This window comes from Mesorhizobium delmotii (assembly GCF_900149755.1).
GTDB lineage: Bacteria > Pseudomonadota > Alphaproteobacteria > Rhizobiales > Rhizobiaceae > Mesorhizobium > Mesorhizobium delmotii.
The window spans coordinates 64,145-80,782 of record NZ_FUIG01000029.1; the positions used below are offsets into that span (position 1 = coordinate 64,145).

General features: G+C 58.5%; 8 protein-coding genes and 1 pseudogene. 3 read left to right on the forward strand and 6 right to left on the reverse strand.

Annotation, left to right across the window (positions count from 1 at the left end):
* Nucleotides 1-7: 7 nt before the first annotated feature.
* Nucleotides 8-1,345 carry a serine hydroxymethyltransferase gene (locus tag BQ8482_RS19110; protein WP_123149066.1) on the reverse strand — a complete coding sequence of 446 codons (1,338 nt, stop codon included), beginning with the start codon at nucleotides 1,343-1,345 and terminating at the stop codon, nucleotides 8-10.
* 2,388 nt (nucleotides 1,346-3,733) lie between these two features.
* Between BQ8482_RS19110 and BQ8482_RS19120 the strand changes: the two genes are divergently transcribed.
* A complete protein-coding gene (locus BQ8482_RS19120; RefSeq protein WP_133254793.1) occupies nucleotides 3,734-5,266 on the forward strand; it encodes a hypothetical protein in 1,533 nt (510 codons plus the stop codon).
* Between the two features lie 459 nt (nucleotides 5,267-5,725).
* Here the strand turns inward: BQ8482_RS19120 and BQ8482_RS19125 are convergent, their stop codons facing one another.
* The 4 genes from BQ8482_RS19125 to BQ8482_RS19145 form a co-directional block, all read right to left on the reverse strand.
* Nucleotides 5,726-6,235: a tetratricopeptide repeat protein gene (locus BQ8482_RS19125; protein WP_123149068.1), complete on the reverse strand. Its 510-nt coding sequence runs from the start codon at nucleotides 6,233-6,235 to the stop codon at nucleotides 5,726-5,728.
* Nucleotides 6,236-6,293: 58 nt separating this feature from the next.
* A complete protein-coding gene (sctV, locus tag BQ8482_RS19130) occupies nucleotides 6,294-8,345 on the reverse strand; it encodes a type III secretion system export apparatus subunit SctV (RefSeq protein WP_123149069.1) in 2,052 nt (683 codons plus the stop codon).
* A 223-nt stretch (nucleotides 8,346-8,568) separates the two neighbouring features.
* The gene (locus BQ8482_RS19135; RefSeq protein WP_077376228.1) at nucleotides 8,569-9,459 is read right to left on the reverse strand and encodes a SctD/MshK family protein; all 891 of its coding nucleotides are present in this window, start codon (nucleotides 9,457-9,459) and stop codon (nucleotides 8,569-8,571) included.
* Nucleotides 9,460-9,861: 402 nt separating this feature from the next.
* Nucleotides 9,862-10,206, reverse strand: a complete 345-nt coding sequence (locus BQ8482_RS19145; protein WP_077376423.1) for a hypothetical protein — start codon at nucleotides 10,204-10,206, stop codon at nucleotides 9,862-9,864.
* A gap of 1,936 nt (nucleotides 10,207-12,142) precedes the next feature.
* Between BQ8482_RS19145 and BQ8482_RS19150 the strand changes: the two genes are divergently transcribed.
* Nucleotides 12,143-14,071 carry a hypothetical protein gene (locus BQ8482_RS19150; RefSeq protein ID WP_244602878.1) on the forward strand — a complete coding sequence of 643 codons (1,929 nt, stop codon included), beginning with the start codon at nucleotides 12,143-12,145 and terminating at the stop codon, nucleotides 14,069-14,071.
* Between the two features lie 704 nt (nucleotides 14,072-14,775).
* On the opposite strand, the gene BQ8482_RS19155 is transcribed toward BQ8482_RS19150, so the two are convergent.
* Nucleotides 14,776-15,606, reverse strand: a complete 831-nt coding sequence (locus BQ8482_RS19155; protein ID WP_165848632.1) for an effector protein NopP — start codon at nucleotides 15,604-15,606, stop codon at nucleotides 14,776-14,778.
* A gap of 239 nt (nucleotides 15,607-15,845) precedes the next feature.
* Between BQ8482_RS19155 and BQ8482_RS39385 the strand changes: the two are divergent.
* A pseudogene (locus BQ8482_RS39385) lies at nucleotides 15,846-16,529 on the forward strand (nucleotidyl transferase AbiEii/AbiGii toxin family protein); the annotation flags it as partial.
* Between the last annotated feature and the right edge of the window lie 109 nt (nucleotides 16,530-16,638).

Consider the following 16,638-nt stretch of genomic DNA (forward strand, 5'->3'; position numbering starts at 1 on the left):
GGCCGTCTTACCTGTCGGGCATGCCAGGGACGTCGAACGCGGCGCAGAAGTCGGCAACGTCTCTCCGCACGCAGGCATGGACGTCCGGATCATCGGGCTGGCGGCAAACCAGGTCGATGAAAGCGGCAATCTGCACCATTTCCACCTCGCCCATGCCCACGGACGTCACCGCTGGCGTGCCTAAGCGGATGCCGCTTGTGAGCGCCGGATGCCGCCAGTCGCCCGGCACCATATTGAAATTCGTAATGATACCTGCTTGCGATAACCGCTCGGCATAGGCTTTGCCGGACAGCGGCCGGTCCCGAAGGTCAAGGATCAGCATGTGATTGTCAGTCCCCCCGGTGACCAGGTCATAACCTCGCTCCAGAAGCGCCTGGGCCAGAGCCTTGGCGTTCTTAACAACCTGCTTACCGTAGACACGGAAGGACGGGTTCGCTGCTTCGTGCAGAGCGACAGCTAGCGCGGCGATAGTATTCATGTGCGGTCCGCCCTGCAGGAGAGGGAACACGGCACGGTCTATGCGTTTGGCAAGATTGTGGTTGCTTTTCGAATGGTAGAGCGCCTGATAACGGTCTTCATTCCTGGACAAAATGAAGCCACCGCGGGGGCCCCGGATCGACTTGTGAGAGGTGCTGCTGACCACATCGCAATGGCGCACGGGGTTCGGATGCACTCCTGCGACAATTAGGCCACTGATGTGGGCGATGTCGGCCACCAGGTAGGAGTTCACCTCCGAAGCGATTTCGGCCATTGCCGCGTAGTCAAAAATGCGCGGATAAGCAGTTCCGCCGACCCAAATTAGCTTCGGGCGTTCCCGCTTGGCCGTCTCGCGCAAGCGGTCATGGTCAATCTGCTGCGTCTTTTCGTGCAGCCCGTATGGGACTCGCTGATAATCGGTGCCGGAGAAGTTGACTGCCCAACCGTGAGTCAGATGGCCGCCACTGGGAAGGGGCAGGCCCATCATTTTGTCCCCCGGACTCAACAGTGCTCGATAGATAGCCTGATTGGCCGGCGAGCCGGAATATGGCTGGACGTTAGCGTGTTCACAGCCGAATAGCGCCTTCAAGCGCTCGATAGCGAGGCTCTCAAGCTCATCGACGATCTCGTTTCCGGCGTAATAGCGCGCACCGGGGTATCCCTCGGCATACTTGTTGGTGAAAATCGACCCGGTCGCTTCCAACACCGCGGAGGAGGCAAAGTTCTCGGAGGCGATAAGTTTGAGAGTTGTCCGCTCCTGGCGCTCCTGTCTTAGAAGCAGTTCGTGAACGCGACAATCTACGGCGGCAAGGTGAGGCCGCCCGTAAGTGTCGGGCTGCGTGATGGCGCCGCCGGCCGAATTGTCCATGGCAGTTTCGCGCTCCAATTGGACTAATCCTATTTCAAGACATGCAGCCGGTCCCCTTGGACCGCGCGCCTTGTATCGCTTCCAGGCGTTTTAGGTCTTGTCTGTGATAGTCATCGCCGTGGGGCAGAAGATCGACCAACAGTTGAACTAGGCCACCATCCCTTCCTGCTGCTTCGAGATGGTACGAGGGCCGCGGACGTTGTTCGTTGCCGAGAAATCCGGCTCTGGCGAGCTGTCGGACATGTCCCATAACGTGCTCGCGGGGCAAAGCCAGAACTTCTGCCAGCTCGCAGACGGTGAGGTCCGCATGCGCGCAAAGTCCCAGGATCCGAAGCCGATCAAGATGAGCAGCCGCCCTTAGGCTCCTGACCAGTTTCATCATCGGTTGGGCAGTCGTCCTATTGCTTCCGTCCATTTGGCGTCCTCCAGGCCTTTCAGAGGCAATTTTCTTGTCCGCTCGACCGCATGGCACTCGTTTCCCCGGCCAACGTGGGTGCTCTTGCCGGCATTGCTTAAACCCGAGCTGAAGGTTTTTGGCTCGGTACACGGCGCCACGGTCTCGAACCCACTTGCGTCAGATGAAAGGATAACCATTCCCAGCGGTTTGGAGTGCTAAGAGTCTACGATTTTCTTTGAAGGATCTGTTGCAAGCAGGCCATCGGATAAGATTGGCGGCTGGTCCGATGAGGATAAAATACAGCCCCACCATTGGCCCCATTGCTTGCGATCGTCTCAGCATTCAGGAGTTCTGGTCGACCCTTGAGGAGCATCTCGTTGCGGCGGCCGCCCAGAACGTTGCCTGTGAGGACTTGGGTCCGACGCGACAGGGGCGATGGTGCCCGGCGCTTGCCTGAACAGCCAAGTGTGGCGTTCATCCGCGTCGCTCAGGTAGGCTAGGGCAACCGGCAAGATGATCGCGCCACTCAGTGGCTGCCAGTCTGAGTCCTTCCTGAGGGTCTGGTCGATTTCCAGTCGAGCCGCACCTGCTGGTCACGGTGGTGTGTGTCGCCCGTCGAGCTGCGGAATCAATTGGGAGTGTTCCTTCTTCCATCCGACCGCAGTGATCGGTCAGTCCCACAGCCAAGGTTCGCGTTTTCGCGGCCAAACTGCAGAGCTCTGGCCAAAGCCAGCTGCGCTGCGCCGTTTCCGAAACGTCTAGTCACATTTGCGAAGTGCGTGTTGGAATTGGTGACTCCGTGACACATTATCGCCACCGTTTAGCCGCGGCGTTGTCCCAATCTTCCACGAGATAGCCGGCGTTGCCCTGAGACGGTTCGGTCTGGCACCGGCTCAAACCAGCCCCCCGCTCAAGGGTCAGTGCCGGATCGAACCACCCTGCATCTCTTCTGAAAAAATCGGGTGCGACGCCCCGAAAAGCAGATGTCAGGGATCCGAGGCAAGCTGACCGCGTCATTCAATTAGGGCCGCCTAACGCGGCCGCATTGTACCGCCGCTCCGCTAAGACGGGGCTGTGCGGCGCCGCCAGTGTAATCGCTGAATGCCAAGCCGCTTATTGCGGAACTTAACGTACACAACTCGGGCCGCAGTGAGCCGCATCCTGATCCTGACCGCTGATGCTTAGGCTAGGTCGCACCGTCTTTAGTGCATCCGGGAGAAGCCCCTTCGTCAGCTAGACGTCAGCCACACGGCCTATCAAACCTGCCGCGCCTATTCAGGCTGAACTCAATGTGAAACATGGGGTGCGGACGTACTGTATGGTCGAACTGCTGGCTCGTTCCTATTTTCACTGGCCCAATTGGTGAAGCTAACGAAACAAATCAGTTGCTGGCCATCGAGCAAAAACGCCGGAAGGGATTTGCGGAACCGTTCGTTCGGCCGGATGCACCTAGCCGGTGCAGGTTCCAGTGGCAGCCCATCGGCGTCACGGCGAGCAACGGTGCCTGTGAAAGGCGGTGTGCGACCAACCCGCTCCTAATCTCCGCAAACTTGAGAGCAATACCCAACCCATCAAGTTTCGGGGTGCAAGCCCTGAGGCACTGGGCTGAGCGACATCAGCCCTCAACGTCATGACAGCCTATTGCCGACCTGGAGATGGAATATGACGGGCCTTGGCCGAACTGGGAGATCGCGCATTGGGAATGCTGGGGCCGGATCGAGCAGTTCACGCTTGGAATCAGGTGGTATCCGTGGGGAGCCCACCGGATGCGTTCTGTGCCTCGATAGAACGACGTCATCCGTCCCCAATGCACGAAGGTCTTCGCTGGCCCGGCTGCTACACCCCGGATCCTGGATACTGCGCTACGTGCAATCTCGGGGCCAGGCGCAGGTACTGAGCAGCGACGACGTTTTCGCTCAGTGTCGGGGCGTGGAGCCGCAACGCCGGTCACAAGGCAGGTGTCTGCTTCGGGTATGGTCGGTGCCACTCCCGTGACCGACGAAGATGTCACCGCAGCAAGGCGACGAATGCAAGGCCTGCTTGACGAACTCCGAGATTGCCGTGATGCGGCCGGGCAGGCCCAGGACTCGGAGAAGAAGCAAGAGCTGCGCGATCGGGTCGTTGATGCAACCTCGGCGGTTCTGGGCTGCCGAGCGAGCCTGCCCTTGTCTGTAGCGCGTAGCATTCTGTCCGACAATCAGGCCCGTCGACTCCGCGATCATGCCCTTTGCGTGGGGGACAAATGCAACGCAAAAGGCTCCAGTACTATCTCCTCCCTGGAAGCGCATAGGAACCGTGCGGCTAAAGTGTTCACGCTGCTCCAATCCAACGCCACACGCGACCAGCTGAGCCAAGCCGCTTCCACCGTGGCGACGCACTATGCGGCCTGCATGGAGTGGTGGCAAAAGAAGGCACGCCGCTGTGAAATGATGCGCTCCGTCTGCGCCGCCACTGCCAACTTACCAGGTGCAACAGCCGAGATGCGGCAAGTCGAGCAGGCCGCGCTGCGGCTGCGCGCCGGCTGGGCGCTGAATACCAAGTTCATGCATCTGCAATCTCGGATCGCTCTCGCGCGGGTTACGATTGAGCCGCAGGCGAGCACGTTCGAAGCACGCGCCAGGGAAATTCTCATTGGTGAGAACGAGCAAGTGCGTCTGCTGGGAACCTTCATGGGCGACGTCTTTCCGGCATTCCTCTCGACGGGCGACGCTGTTCTGCGCAGCAATGGGCGCCCACTCGACGCACATCACTGCGCTGTTTTGGAAGGAGTCATGGGGCGGCTTTCGGATTTTGCGACGGCCTTGCAGCACATTCGGACCAAACTAGACGATCACCAAGCAGGTGCCGACCTCCCATTGGAACATTTGGGCCAGATCGTGGACGATGCCAGGATCATTGCGCACGAGGTCATGCACTTCCTCGCGCTGCAGCCGAACGCGCCAGCCATCATCAAGCCGCCAGCTGGCGCCGGGGCTTCGGCCGCGCGGCAGCCGGAACCGCGAATCGTGGCGACCGTCAATGACTCTGTGCCAGAAGCCAAGATTCTCGTGCGCTCGGATCCAGGCACGAAGAAGCTCGTGAGCGCGAATGAAGCGCATGCGAGTTGGGCGGCAGATTTGGAGATGTGGCAAGCCCCGGTGCCGGGGGAGGCCCTGAAGAAACTAGTCACACGGGCGGAGAAACTTTTGCAGTTCGATCTGCCTGGTCCGGAAGCGCGCCAGATGAAGCCAGAGGACGCCGAAAACGCCGTGGGCACCGTGGTCGAGCTCCTGCAAACGCAGGTCACCGAGATGCAGGCCTGTCTCGCCGCACTGAATGACCCTCGTCGACGCGTCCTACTCACGCCTGCGCAAATGCAAGACGCACACGACAAAACTGTCCGGCTCAACGTGATGTTGTCCGAGCCACAGAGACTGGCCAAGGCTTTGGGTAACGGAAAAGCCGCTATTTCCATCGATTGCATGAAGACTACCCCTTTCCCACGCAGAAGTAGCTTGAACACTTGGCGGCGGCCAAGGAGTTGAAGCCTGCGGATCGACCTCGACGCGTCTCGCTCGGCTGCGCGACGCCATGATCCGTAAGCAGATGCCGATAAACGATGCGGTGCTTGAGGTTCGAAGGCCCAGCAGTTCGGCGCGGCTCCTAGAAGGACGCACAGCTAAAGCTGCCGCGCCGCGACGATCTTGCTTGCGGGTCAGCCTCACAATGAGGGCATCGAGTATCTCTCTTCAAGAGCGACCGCGTCACCTTTCGTTCCCGCGCCTTTGTGGCCCTCTTGCGTTGCGTGCCGGCAAACGCCCACAAAACGAGCTGCTGAGCTGAGCTTCTGGTGATGCTCCGACATCAGTCTTGGCGAATGGCAGTAGCTGGCGGTTGCCTCTCGATGAATAAGAGCCGGATTGCGAGGCTCTGATATGTGCATGCAATGCGGTGCATGTGCACAGCTAGGCGGACCGCGCCAACGCACTCCGTCCGGACTTCCTTCAAAGCGTAAGCGACAGGTTGAGATTGTGCTGCACCATCTCATTCCCAGGCTCTGTTTCGAGAGCTTGCCGATACAGCACCTGTGCTGCGTCATGCCGCCCATCAAGGTCCAAGATCACTCCCTTCGCGTTCAATGCGCGCAAATTTCCTGGGGCCGCAACCAAGACCGTGTCGACTACCTGAAGCGCCTCATGCGCGCGCTTCTGGGCCACCAACGCATTCGTAAGACGGATCGCCGCATCGACATTGTCCGGGTGCTGCTTCAGCTCATCGCGCAAAGCCCGCTCTTGAGCATCCTGGCCGACTGCCCGCAAGATGCGTTCGCGCATAGCCGGATCGATTTGCTTGGCGTTGAGCAGCTCTGGGGATGACGTCTCCTTCAGTGAAAGAGCAGGCCTGTCCAAGCTGACGCAACCGCCGAGAGGCAGCATTGCGAGTACAGAAAAGAGAAGTGAGTTCAGACGAAAAGACCTAAATGGTCTGACAGCTGTATTCTTGTATGAATTCATGTTTGATCCTCAATAATAACGGGGAGATGTTACTCAGTCGTTGCAAGGCGGATTGGCTTTAATCTGACAGACCACTGATCAGTCCAGGCGGGAGTTTGACGGAACCGGCGGGTTTAATTGTAAAATCGGAGGCGAGCTCTTGATAAGACAGCACGGCAAGATCGATCCCGTTTCGGGTGAAAAAGCCGCGGACGAAGCGTCGAATATCCATTGAGGTTAAAACGACAGGGCGGGTCTGACCCGGTGCTGCGTTCGAAAGGATCTGACGCATCTGTGACAGCAGCGCTTCGCTTTGCCGATCCTCTAATACGAGGAAGGGACCTGCAGCCGAATCCCGAACTGCACTACGCATCACATCCTCACTCTCACGTTCGACGACCAAGGCGTGCACAATGCCCTCTGTATTGGCATAGCGGTGACAGATCTGCCGCTTCAAACCAGAACGAACATATTCCGTGAGCAGGGCGACGTTTTGCTCACGTTCACTCCACTCCGCCAACCCTTCCAAGAGAAGCCGCGTGTGGCGGATCGGGATGCCTTCATCCAGGAGCCGGCGCAGCACATCCGCAATCCGAGGGATCGGCGTGGTGCGCAGCACCTCCTTCACCAGATCAGAATAGTCCTGCTCCATTCGGCCTATCAATTGGCGGGTCTCCTGAATACCGACCAACCGCGGTGCGAAGCGGGTCAACGCTGTATGGATGCGCAACGCGAGGAATTCGCCAGGACCGTAATGCGTGATGCCGGCACCCTTGAGAGCCGGTGCATGGCTTTGGTCGGCCACGAGTCTGTCCGTTTTTGGATCACGCCGAAAGGGGATACCGCTCGATTCGATGTTCGCCACATCGTCTTTGAGCACTAGCTGGCTCGGATCTAACACATCCTGTTCAACTGGCACGCCCTCGATGTCTATTCGAAACTGCGCCTCCAGCAACTGCTGGTCGACGGTGATAGGGATGGGGGGAACGACAATGCCTAGATCGGCTGAGACTAGTTGCGAAACGCGCGCAATCTCCTGCTGCAATTCGACTTGTTCGATCGCTTGCATCAGGTCTGGCGCAAGGAAGAAAGCGATCGGATATTCCTGCGCGGGCGGGGTTTGCTTTTGAGTGTCGCCTGCAGCTCCAGTTCTGGTATCGACAACATCGCCTTTGACAAAGCTTATCGCGGCGAAGATTGCGGCCAATATCAAAAAGACGGGCAGGGGAAAGCCAGGAACGAACCCCATTAAAACCAGGACGCAAGCTGCCACCCGCAATGGTCGCTTGCTGGCCGTGAGCTGATTCACTATTTCGGTACCAAGGTTGACCCTCGCCGCCCCAGTGACACGAGTGACGACGGTCGCCGCTGTAATTGAGAGCAGCAGGGCCGGAATCTGCGATATCAATGCGTCGCCTATCGTTAGCAGAGTATAGTGATGCAGCACATCGCCGAAGGACATGCCCTTCGAGAGCAGGCCGATCGATATTCCACCCAGCATGTTGATGAAGATAACCACCAGTCCGGCGATGGAATCGCCCTTCACAAATTTCATCGCGCCATCCATCGCGCCGTAGAGTTGGCTTTCCTTCTCCAATGCGGCGCGCCGCCTGCGAGATTCGTTGGCATCGATGTGGCCGTTGCGTAGCTCTGCGTCGACCGCCATTTGCTTTCCCGGCAGAGCGTCGAGCGTGAAGCGCGCCGCCACTTCTGCTACGCGTTCGGCGCCCTTCGCCAGGACCATGAATTGCACCATGGTGACGACCAGAAATATGACGAAACCCACCACGATATTGCCCGAGATCACGAAATCGCCGAACGTATGGATGATGGCGCCTGCCTCCCCCTCGGCCAGGATCAGGCGCGTCGTTGCGACGGTGAGGGCCAGGCGGAATACGGTGGAAAGCAAAATGATGCCGGGCAAAGAGGAGAGATCAAGTGGAGTACTGACATACAGGGCAACCATCATCAGCAGGATGGCCAATCCCATATTGAATCCTATCAGCGCGTCGACCACCACGATCGGGATAGGCATGACCATCATAGCGATAGCCAGAAGCAGCATCAACGCGACCATTAGGTCCGGGTTGGCCGGCGAACGCTTGATGAAGTTACGCAGGACGTTGGCCATCGAGGCCCCTTTACGATCGCTTGAGAATTATTCTGCTACGCAGTGAAGCGTAGCATTCGAAGTCCGAGAGCCTCGTCCACATTGGCCAGCGGCAGGCTGTGCATGAGAACCAGAGACATGCGCGAAGTTGGCTGGTCAGCAGGTGTTTCGTCTGTCCAGGTTTGTCGGTACCGGGCGCGGCAGAATGGTTGCTGGCCATACAATTCTGATTAGTAGGTGCGGACTAGTACGGGAGAGCAGCAAGGCGGCCATTACGGCTCAGCAGCACACGACCGTCCTCGATCCTGTCGACCGTCCACCCATCATCCAGAACGGCGCCAACAAAATACTTCTCACCATCTATGATAAGATACGGTTGGGGACCATGCCAAACGGCTTCAACTGCGATTGCGGATGGCGCCTTTTCGTCTTTTATGAGCACTCCATTGACCAGTGCTAGAGCGCCCTTGGTGCGATGATCGAACCACTCCTGGAGCTTCCGCCAACCGATGACTGTTTCAGACGTGACGGTACCCTCCGCTGTCACAGCACCCCTTGCCGAGCCGACTTTAACATTGAGTAGGCCCGCTCTATCGACTTCCTCCTGCAGCTCTTTGGCCGCTGCCTCCGCAATCTGGTCGTTGGCGCGGTGATTGGTTCGCTTCGACTCATGATTGACACTGGGTGAATTGGGTCTCGATGCACCACCGTCCCCGTTATAGGAGAAAATGGCTGAGAGCGTACCGACCGCTAGAGAGCTGACTATTACCATGGCCAGAACACGCATCGAGAGGCGTGGTATGCCGATCGGACCACTTGGCACTTCATCCTGCACGGACCAGAGAATGGACATCTCGCCTGCGAGAACGACGGCAGGAAGTGGCACCACAACGCAGTCGCCCGCGGCGATATTCCGCTTACTCTTGACGCTGAGTCCGGCTGCAAGCGCCTCGACCTCGATCGAGTTGCCAAGAAGAGTTATACGAAAATGATGCGGTGCCAATCCTTGCTCGACGAAGATCATATCGGCGTCTAAGCCGCTGCCGATTAAGCTCGTTTCGAGAGCAGTCTTACCTGTCAATCCGCAATAGAGCCCCGACAGAACTTCGAAATTAAGAGAAACGGCGTCATTCAAGGATGACCTCCCGAATAAGAGAGAAGCCGCACGGCAATTGCCGTGCGGCTCATTTCGGTTCCACATCGCGCCACCTGGCGACGCGATCAGGGCTACCCTAGAGCCCCGCTTCCAACACTACTGAACGCGCTCGTCGGCCGCCTTCTTGATTGTGTTGAGGTTGGTCGTAACGGTGCGCAGCTGTATACTCCTAGCCGTAGCCTCCAAGCTAACCGCCGTTAGCTCGGCGATTTGCGCCTGGAAAGCCGCATTCCCAGCGGTTTTGGTAGCTACGTCTGCAGCCATCGAAGTGCCAGTACCAGCCGCACTGGTAGCCGTACCTGCTTTACTCATATTGTTTTCCTTTCTGTTGAAACTGTGCCGTTACCACGGCACCCACCTCCTGACGCGGACCATCCAGCGTCAGGCATCCTCTTCAGTGTCTGCTAGCGCTTCGTCGGCATCAGCCATGGCATCGTTCAAAATAGTTAGCGCAACGGAGTGGAGAACTGTTTCGAAGGCGTCAGCTAGAGCTTGCGCTTCATCCCCAGAGATGGTCTGACCGTCCACCGGATCTTTCCCGCCAACCGGCTTGCTATCGTCGTCTTTCCCGCCAACCGGCTTGTTCGGGTCATCATTCCCGCCAACCGGCTTGTTGTGACCAGTTTGGCCAGTGGACGGGTCCTGTGGTTGGCTGTTCGGATCTCCACGCCCCCTACTGGCCAAGGAAACGATGTTGCCAACTCCACTCCCAATTCCCGCGATCATCAAGTACTCCTGCATCCGTTTCAATCGACGGCGACGCCCAAAAGATAATCTCATAAAGCTACGAGCAGGAGCTTTCGAGAACCTGACGAGTCTGGACAAAAAAGCGGCTACCGGAAAATAATGATCGAGCAGGGTTCGGGCTCCTGCAAAGCGGTAAAGGTAGGCACTGCGCTCTGCAGCAGGAATAGGGCATGACAGGAGCCTGCCAGCCGCCGACATTCTTCCGATAAATTCCGAGGCTTCCTTGCTATGATATCATTGTATGGGGCCGCAACGCAGATATTCCCCGCTTTCTCGCGGTGGCGGGCTGAGGCCGCGATAGGCGAACTCCGAGCCCTTGCTTGGCCGGAGCGTCTTCGGATACCGACCTGCGCCAGAGCAAGCGGCAGTGTCGACAGCACAACTGTACTTCCGGACGATATCTCACCAGCATCGGCAGATGCTGCTGAGGGCAGCGATGATCTGATCGCAGCAAACCCCCTTAGTGATTTCATTAGTAGCTGGCCGCGGGGGCGCATCACCGCACCCAGGTCACACCACCAACTTCGGGCTTTTCCGGCCCATGACGAACAAGAACGACCTTTCGCCTCCATTTGACAGCACGGGCGCTCCTCCTTCTCGTCACACCGAGGAGCTCAGGCTCGCCGCCGAATCCAGCGAGATCAAAGGGCGTTGTTCCACGGCGGATTGTGCGTGAATTCAGCCGATCAGAGCTGGAGAGCCGCAGAGGCAGCCCGTGTCAGCACGGGCGATGTCTGTCCGCTCCAAAGCTCTGCATGCCACATACGTCGCTGTCACCTCGACGCTGTCTCAGGCTGGAACCGAGCCTGTGCTACAGCGTTTTGTCCCCTCACGTAACCCCAGATAAAGTGACAGCGTCTCCGCAACCCCGACGACCTGACACGGCGCTTTTGCAGGCCGGTGTAGGCCCAGCGTGTTGTCGTCAATGGTTAAACGCTTGAGGTCGGATGTCGGCGTCCAGAAGAAACCTCCGTCAGCTAATCGTCAGCCAAGCGGTTTATCTAGACTTGCCGTGCCTAACCGACCTGAAGCCAACGGAAAGATAGCAGTGCAAATCCTGGCATAGCAATTGGTACCCGTCCGATCCGCACTAGACACGCATTGCGAAGCTGACGAGGCAAATCAGTTCGAGCCGGCGACACAAAAGCAATCAGGAAGTCAAGGTTGTGGAGCGCGTTGCCGATGAGTTTTGCCGAAGCGGTTCAAGGCGGCAGCCGATCTTCGGCGTAAGTGGACGAAGAGCAGTGCCGGGAAACGGGAGCGTGCCAACTGACCTCCATGGGTTGCGATCGCGTGCGAGGCTGGCCGATCTTGGGCGTCTAGTGAAGATGCACTTTGGCCATCGTGGGCCCGGCTGACCGGGACGGCTGACGAAAAGATGCCGTTGTCTCCGAGACGTCATGCCACGTGCCATCTGGCGATTGCGCTCATCAATGCCTTGTTACACGAGGGCCTAGCGACATCGGCCCCAACGCATAGACAACACATTCTCGCCTAACAACGGAGACGGAATATGACGGGCATTGGCCGATCTGGAAGATCGCGGACCGAAAAGGGAGCCAGCAGTGCGGGGGAGGCGAGCAGTTCGCGCTCGCAATCAAGTCTAGCCCCTGGGCAGAGCGGCCAAGCGTTCCATGCCGTCGTGGAGCAGATGCGCTCCGTGAATATAGATAGAAGGACGCCCTCCGTTCGCGGTGCCGATGATGCCCTGCGCGACAGGCCGTCTGGTCCCGTGGTTGGCGTAGACCGAACCCTGGAACCTGCGCGGCATGCAGCTGGCGCGGCACGTCCAGGTCGTACGCGGCGGCACAGTGTTCACTCAATGTCGGAGGGTGAAGCCGCCCTGGCGCCGGTGGCCGGCCAGCCGACAACTTCGGCTGGGGCAGTCCCCACTTCCTTGTCACCACAGCAACGAATGAACGGTCTCCTTAAGGAACTGCTCGCTTGCCATGATGCCGCCCAGCAAACCCTCACGCAGGAAGAACCGATGGACCGGGTCGTCGTTGCAGGCTCAGCAGTTCTGGCCTACCACGCGAGCCTGCCGCCAGCGTTGGCGCGGCGCATTATGCCCAACCGGGGGGTGGCGCGTCAATGCTGCGACATCGTGATTTCGGCGGTGGACAAGTACTACAATCTGACACTACCGACTTACAAAAAATTGGAAGCGAACAGGGATGCTCGGCTAAAACTGGTCAGGGAAACTCAATGCCCCCCGGCTAGCCTGGACCAGCTGAGCAATATGTACGCCAGCGTGGCGAAGGCGCATGTGGCTTGCATGGATTGGTGTGAAAAGAGGACATGGGGCTGCGAGCGGCAGCGGCTCGCCTGCGCCACCAATGCCAGTTTACCAGGTGAAACGGCCGAGATGCCGCAGGACGATCAGATCGCACTGCGGCGGGTCACGGGCGAGCTAATGTTTGCACAGTTCGGGCTGATAGAGGCGCGGGTCGATCTCGCGAATGTCAAAATTGAGTCGCAGGTGCGCACGTTTGAGCCATCCTTGAGGCCCCTCCTCATGTTTGAGGAGGGGCGGGTGCCTCTGCTGAAAACCTTCTTGGAGGACGTTGCTCCGGCATTCGCCTCGGCAGTGCCTGCTGTCAGGGACAGCACGGGACGCCCACTCGACGCAGATCATTGCTCCGTTCTGGAGGGGATCGTGAAGCGGCTTTCGGAATTTGGATTGGCCTTACAGGACATGCGTGCCAACCTAAGCGATCACCGAACAGCTAGCGGCCTCCCATTGGAATTGTTGGACCAGATCGTGGAGGAGGTGTCGATCAATGCGGACCAGGTTGTGAGCCTACTGGCACTGCAGCCGAAGCCGCCAGCCATCATTGCACCACCGGCCGATACGAGCGCTGGAATACGGGCCGCAGCGCCTAAGAAAGAGAAGAAGAAAGACAAGAGCAAGCAGGCCGCTGGCGCTCGCACTTCGGTCGCCGACGCTAGCAAATCGGCCGCCGGCCGATTGTCGCCGCAACTCGCTGGGGGTGTCAGAGACCCGGTGCCGGTAGCCAAGGTGCTCGTACGCACGGATTTAGGTACGAAGAAGCTGGTGAGTGCAGAGGAGGCGCAGAAGAGTGCGTCGTCGGCGGCAGCACGCTTGGCGACCTGGCAGGCCCCGACCTCGAAGGAGATGCTGACGCCACAACTGGCACGCTTGGCCGAACTCCTGCAGTTCGATCTGCCAGGTCAGCAAAAGCTCGTCTCGCAAGCGCGCCAGATGAGCCCCGAGGATGTTGAACACGTCGTCGACACTGTGGTCGAGCGCCTCCAGACCCAAGCCGCCGAGATGGAGGCCTGTGTGGCAGCCTTTAAGGAGCCTCGTCTGCGCCTCCTACTCTCGCCTGCGCAAATATCAAAGTTGCACGACGACACAGAACAGCTAAACAATATGTTGAGCCAGGCCCAGGGACAGGCGAAGTTTTTAAACGAGCAAAAGACCACTATTACGACCGATTGCATGAAGACCTACCCCTTTCCGTCGCAGAACTACCTTGAGCACTTGCGGGCGGCTGGGGAGTTGAAACCACCGGGTCCGCCGTGCGCGTTGAAAGGCGAGCCGGGCAATCTGTTCGAGATCGGGCTCCAGCACGAGGCGCTGAGCAATCGTGCGACGCCGAAACCGATGTGGGTCCACATCCATACGAAACGGCCGGTATATGCGCGCCAGTTGGCAATGCTGGACACCGCTGAGTTCGCCGCTTGCCACGTCAAGTCCCATCAACAGCGTGGCTTTAATCGGCAGTGGCAGGACGCCCGGGCTGCGATTGGTCACGAAAACATCGCGATCCACCGCGGCAAGCTCACCCCCGCATTCTGTAAGTCCTTGTTGACGACTTAGCGGCCATCCACGTCCATCTGGTTTCCGAGGCGGCAGCTTCGACGCAGGCTGTTCGGCAAGGGCCGCTAGGTAGGCATCTCGAGTATGCCGCTTGTGGTGCCCCATCAGTTGGGGTGCCAGATGGAGTAAATTAAAGCATTTCCGTCTTGAGCAAAAAACGGTAAATGCCGCGAGGTGCACGAGTTGCCGGCTACGCAACTCAACTACCGCAAAGAGACCGAGCGGCGCTGCCACGTTATCTGAGGATAGACGTGACAGCGCTCTCCGCGTCGTCCGGCTCCCTCCGAAATCAATCCGGAAGATCGTCCGGTGACGAGCGCGGAGCAGGCTCACCCGATCCGGTTGGCCGGCTTCAGCGGATCCAAACTCGCCAATGGTATGTTGTCCGGGAAGACGGATTCGGGAGGGCTGACACCAGCCCGGTTCTGAACGCGAAGAGGCGGTGTCCCGTCCCGAATACGATTCGCTCGCCTGCTGCAGCCGCTATGCGCATTCATGCCGCAGTTCATCCTCCGGGCGAGCTGGCTGGATTGCTGCAGCTCCCCTGGCGCGGCGGCAGGGTGCTGGAACCAGGCATCCGCACCGGAGGGTTTTTTACGGCGACGAATCGAACCGACCGCCGACAATCCGCAAGAGTACTCGGATTCAATATCCTAAGAGACCGAGCGCGCGGCGACGGTTGCAAGGCCCGCGGCGCCGGCTGATCACATGAAGTCATCCTCGTATGAGTATCTGGATGAACTTGGTGAGCTCTCGACATGACTGCTCTCGCTATCCTCAGTTTTGCAAAGATAGCGCGGCGGTTTGTCTGCACGCTGCCATTCACCGGCACTGTTCTTCGTCCACTTTTCGGGATGCTGGGTAGGGTCAAGGACCATGCCGCCATCCTCCACCTCAACAAACCCCATACTCGCTGCGCGGGCTTGTGCTTCTGGATTAGCCGCACGCCAATTCAGCAAAGGCCGTTCGCCGTCGATCCGAAGTTGATGCTCCAGCAGAATATCGCCTGCATTCTCGACGAGTGGATGAGCGACCTGAAGATCCACTACGGACGTGATCTCAGTTCGGCCAGGAAATTGTTTCCGCCAATTTTCGGAGTCGAACTCAGTCATGCTGAACCCGCCTTGCGTTCTCATCAGTCCAGCACTCTGGTTTCCCAATTGGTAGTTGAAATATCGCGTGTCCTTCGTATCGCAACGAACGCGGTATTCCTTAGCAACCTCCGCAGTGCGTCTTGCCCGTGCGGACACGAATTCCGAATACTCTTGCGGATTGTTGGCAATGTGTTTGATGTTCTTGTCATGAAACTTGATCAGCTCGTCTGTGAAAGAAAACTTGTCGATCTCTACCACCGGAGGTCTGGAATGAAGGGAATACGCTTGCGTAGCCGCCGCCGATGAGCCGCCACTGGAATCCGATCCAGCTAAGTCCATGCGGGCAAACATGTCTGCGCACTGTTGGGTTTGTGCATCCATTTGCCCGTTGGCACCACGCGTGTAGTGCCTATCCGACGAGCCACCAATTCGACCATACATAATATCGCACTCCTGTGTTTAGCATTAAGTTGAGGCTGGTTGGCCACAGCCCTAGGTAGTTGGTTTGTTTGACGACTAGCTGACGAGGCGTTCTCCCCGATGCGGACGAAAATCCGAACTGCCGTTAGCGTTTGTTGAAATCAGGCTCCGATCTAGCGCAAGTGCATCAATTGTTGTCACCGACGACGGTGGTTTTTCGGTCCCTGATGTGGCTCCGCCAAGAAGCGCCGATCTCGCATTGGTCGAGCGAGGTACGAAAGCGCCGTCCTGACTGGGTGGCCGGAACGGCGCAGCCGACTATTGCCGAGGCTCTGGCAAGAGAGGAACTAGCGGCGGCGGTTCGCATCGAAGGCGAGATGCTGTTCATCGACTATGAGGCGACGACCACGGTTCGGGCTATGTCGCGCCCAGCGTCATGCGCGAATTAGGCCCCCGCTCGACCGGCGAGCCTGCGAGCATGCGCGATGTCGTCTGCGACGCCTCCGGCCCGGTCGAGGAGGTCGTCTTTCCAACGGCCCGACCTCGGTGATGCACGCGGAGCAAACGTTCTGGGAGAAGCTACGTCGATGCACGTCTTCTCCTTGCAGAGCGCCTACGTGGCGAGCGCGTCGCCCGTCACTCGCATGGCTTGGTGCGATTGGAACCAGGTCTTACGGAAACCGCGTTCGCCAATCGGGACCTGGCGGATGCCGTCGCGCGCACAAGGCAATGTTCTTCGCTGAGAAGGCGGCCAATTGTGAACCAATCGATTATGTGGCTGCAGTCAATTGAAGCTTACGCCTCGTGCCGGCCGGCGAAGCGCTGAAAGCGCTTGGTGGCTACTGTGCGCGCATGGTCGACGATGGCCTGCTCTTCGACGGCGTCGAATGTTTTTTGAGGAGTTGATGGCGCGGTGCACCGACAACGCCGAGCGAGCCAATCGCAGCGATCAACCATTAGGAGTGTGCGCATTTCTCAGAGATCGATGTCGAGATGGGCGAGAGCATCCTCATCGTAGGTGAGAAAAGGTCGGCAAGAGCAACTTCATCCGCG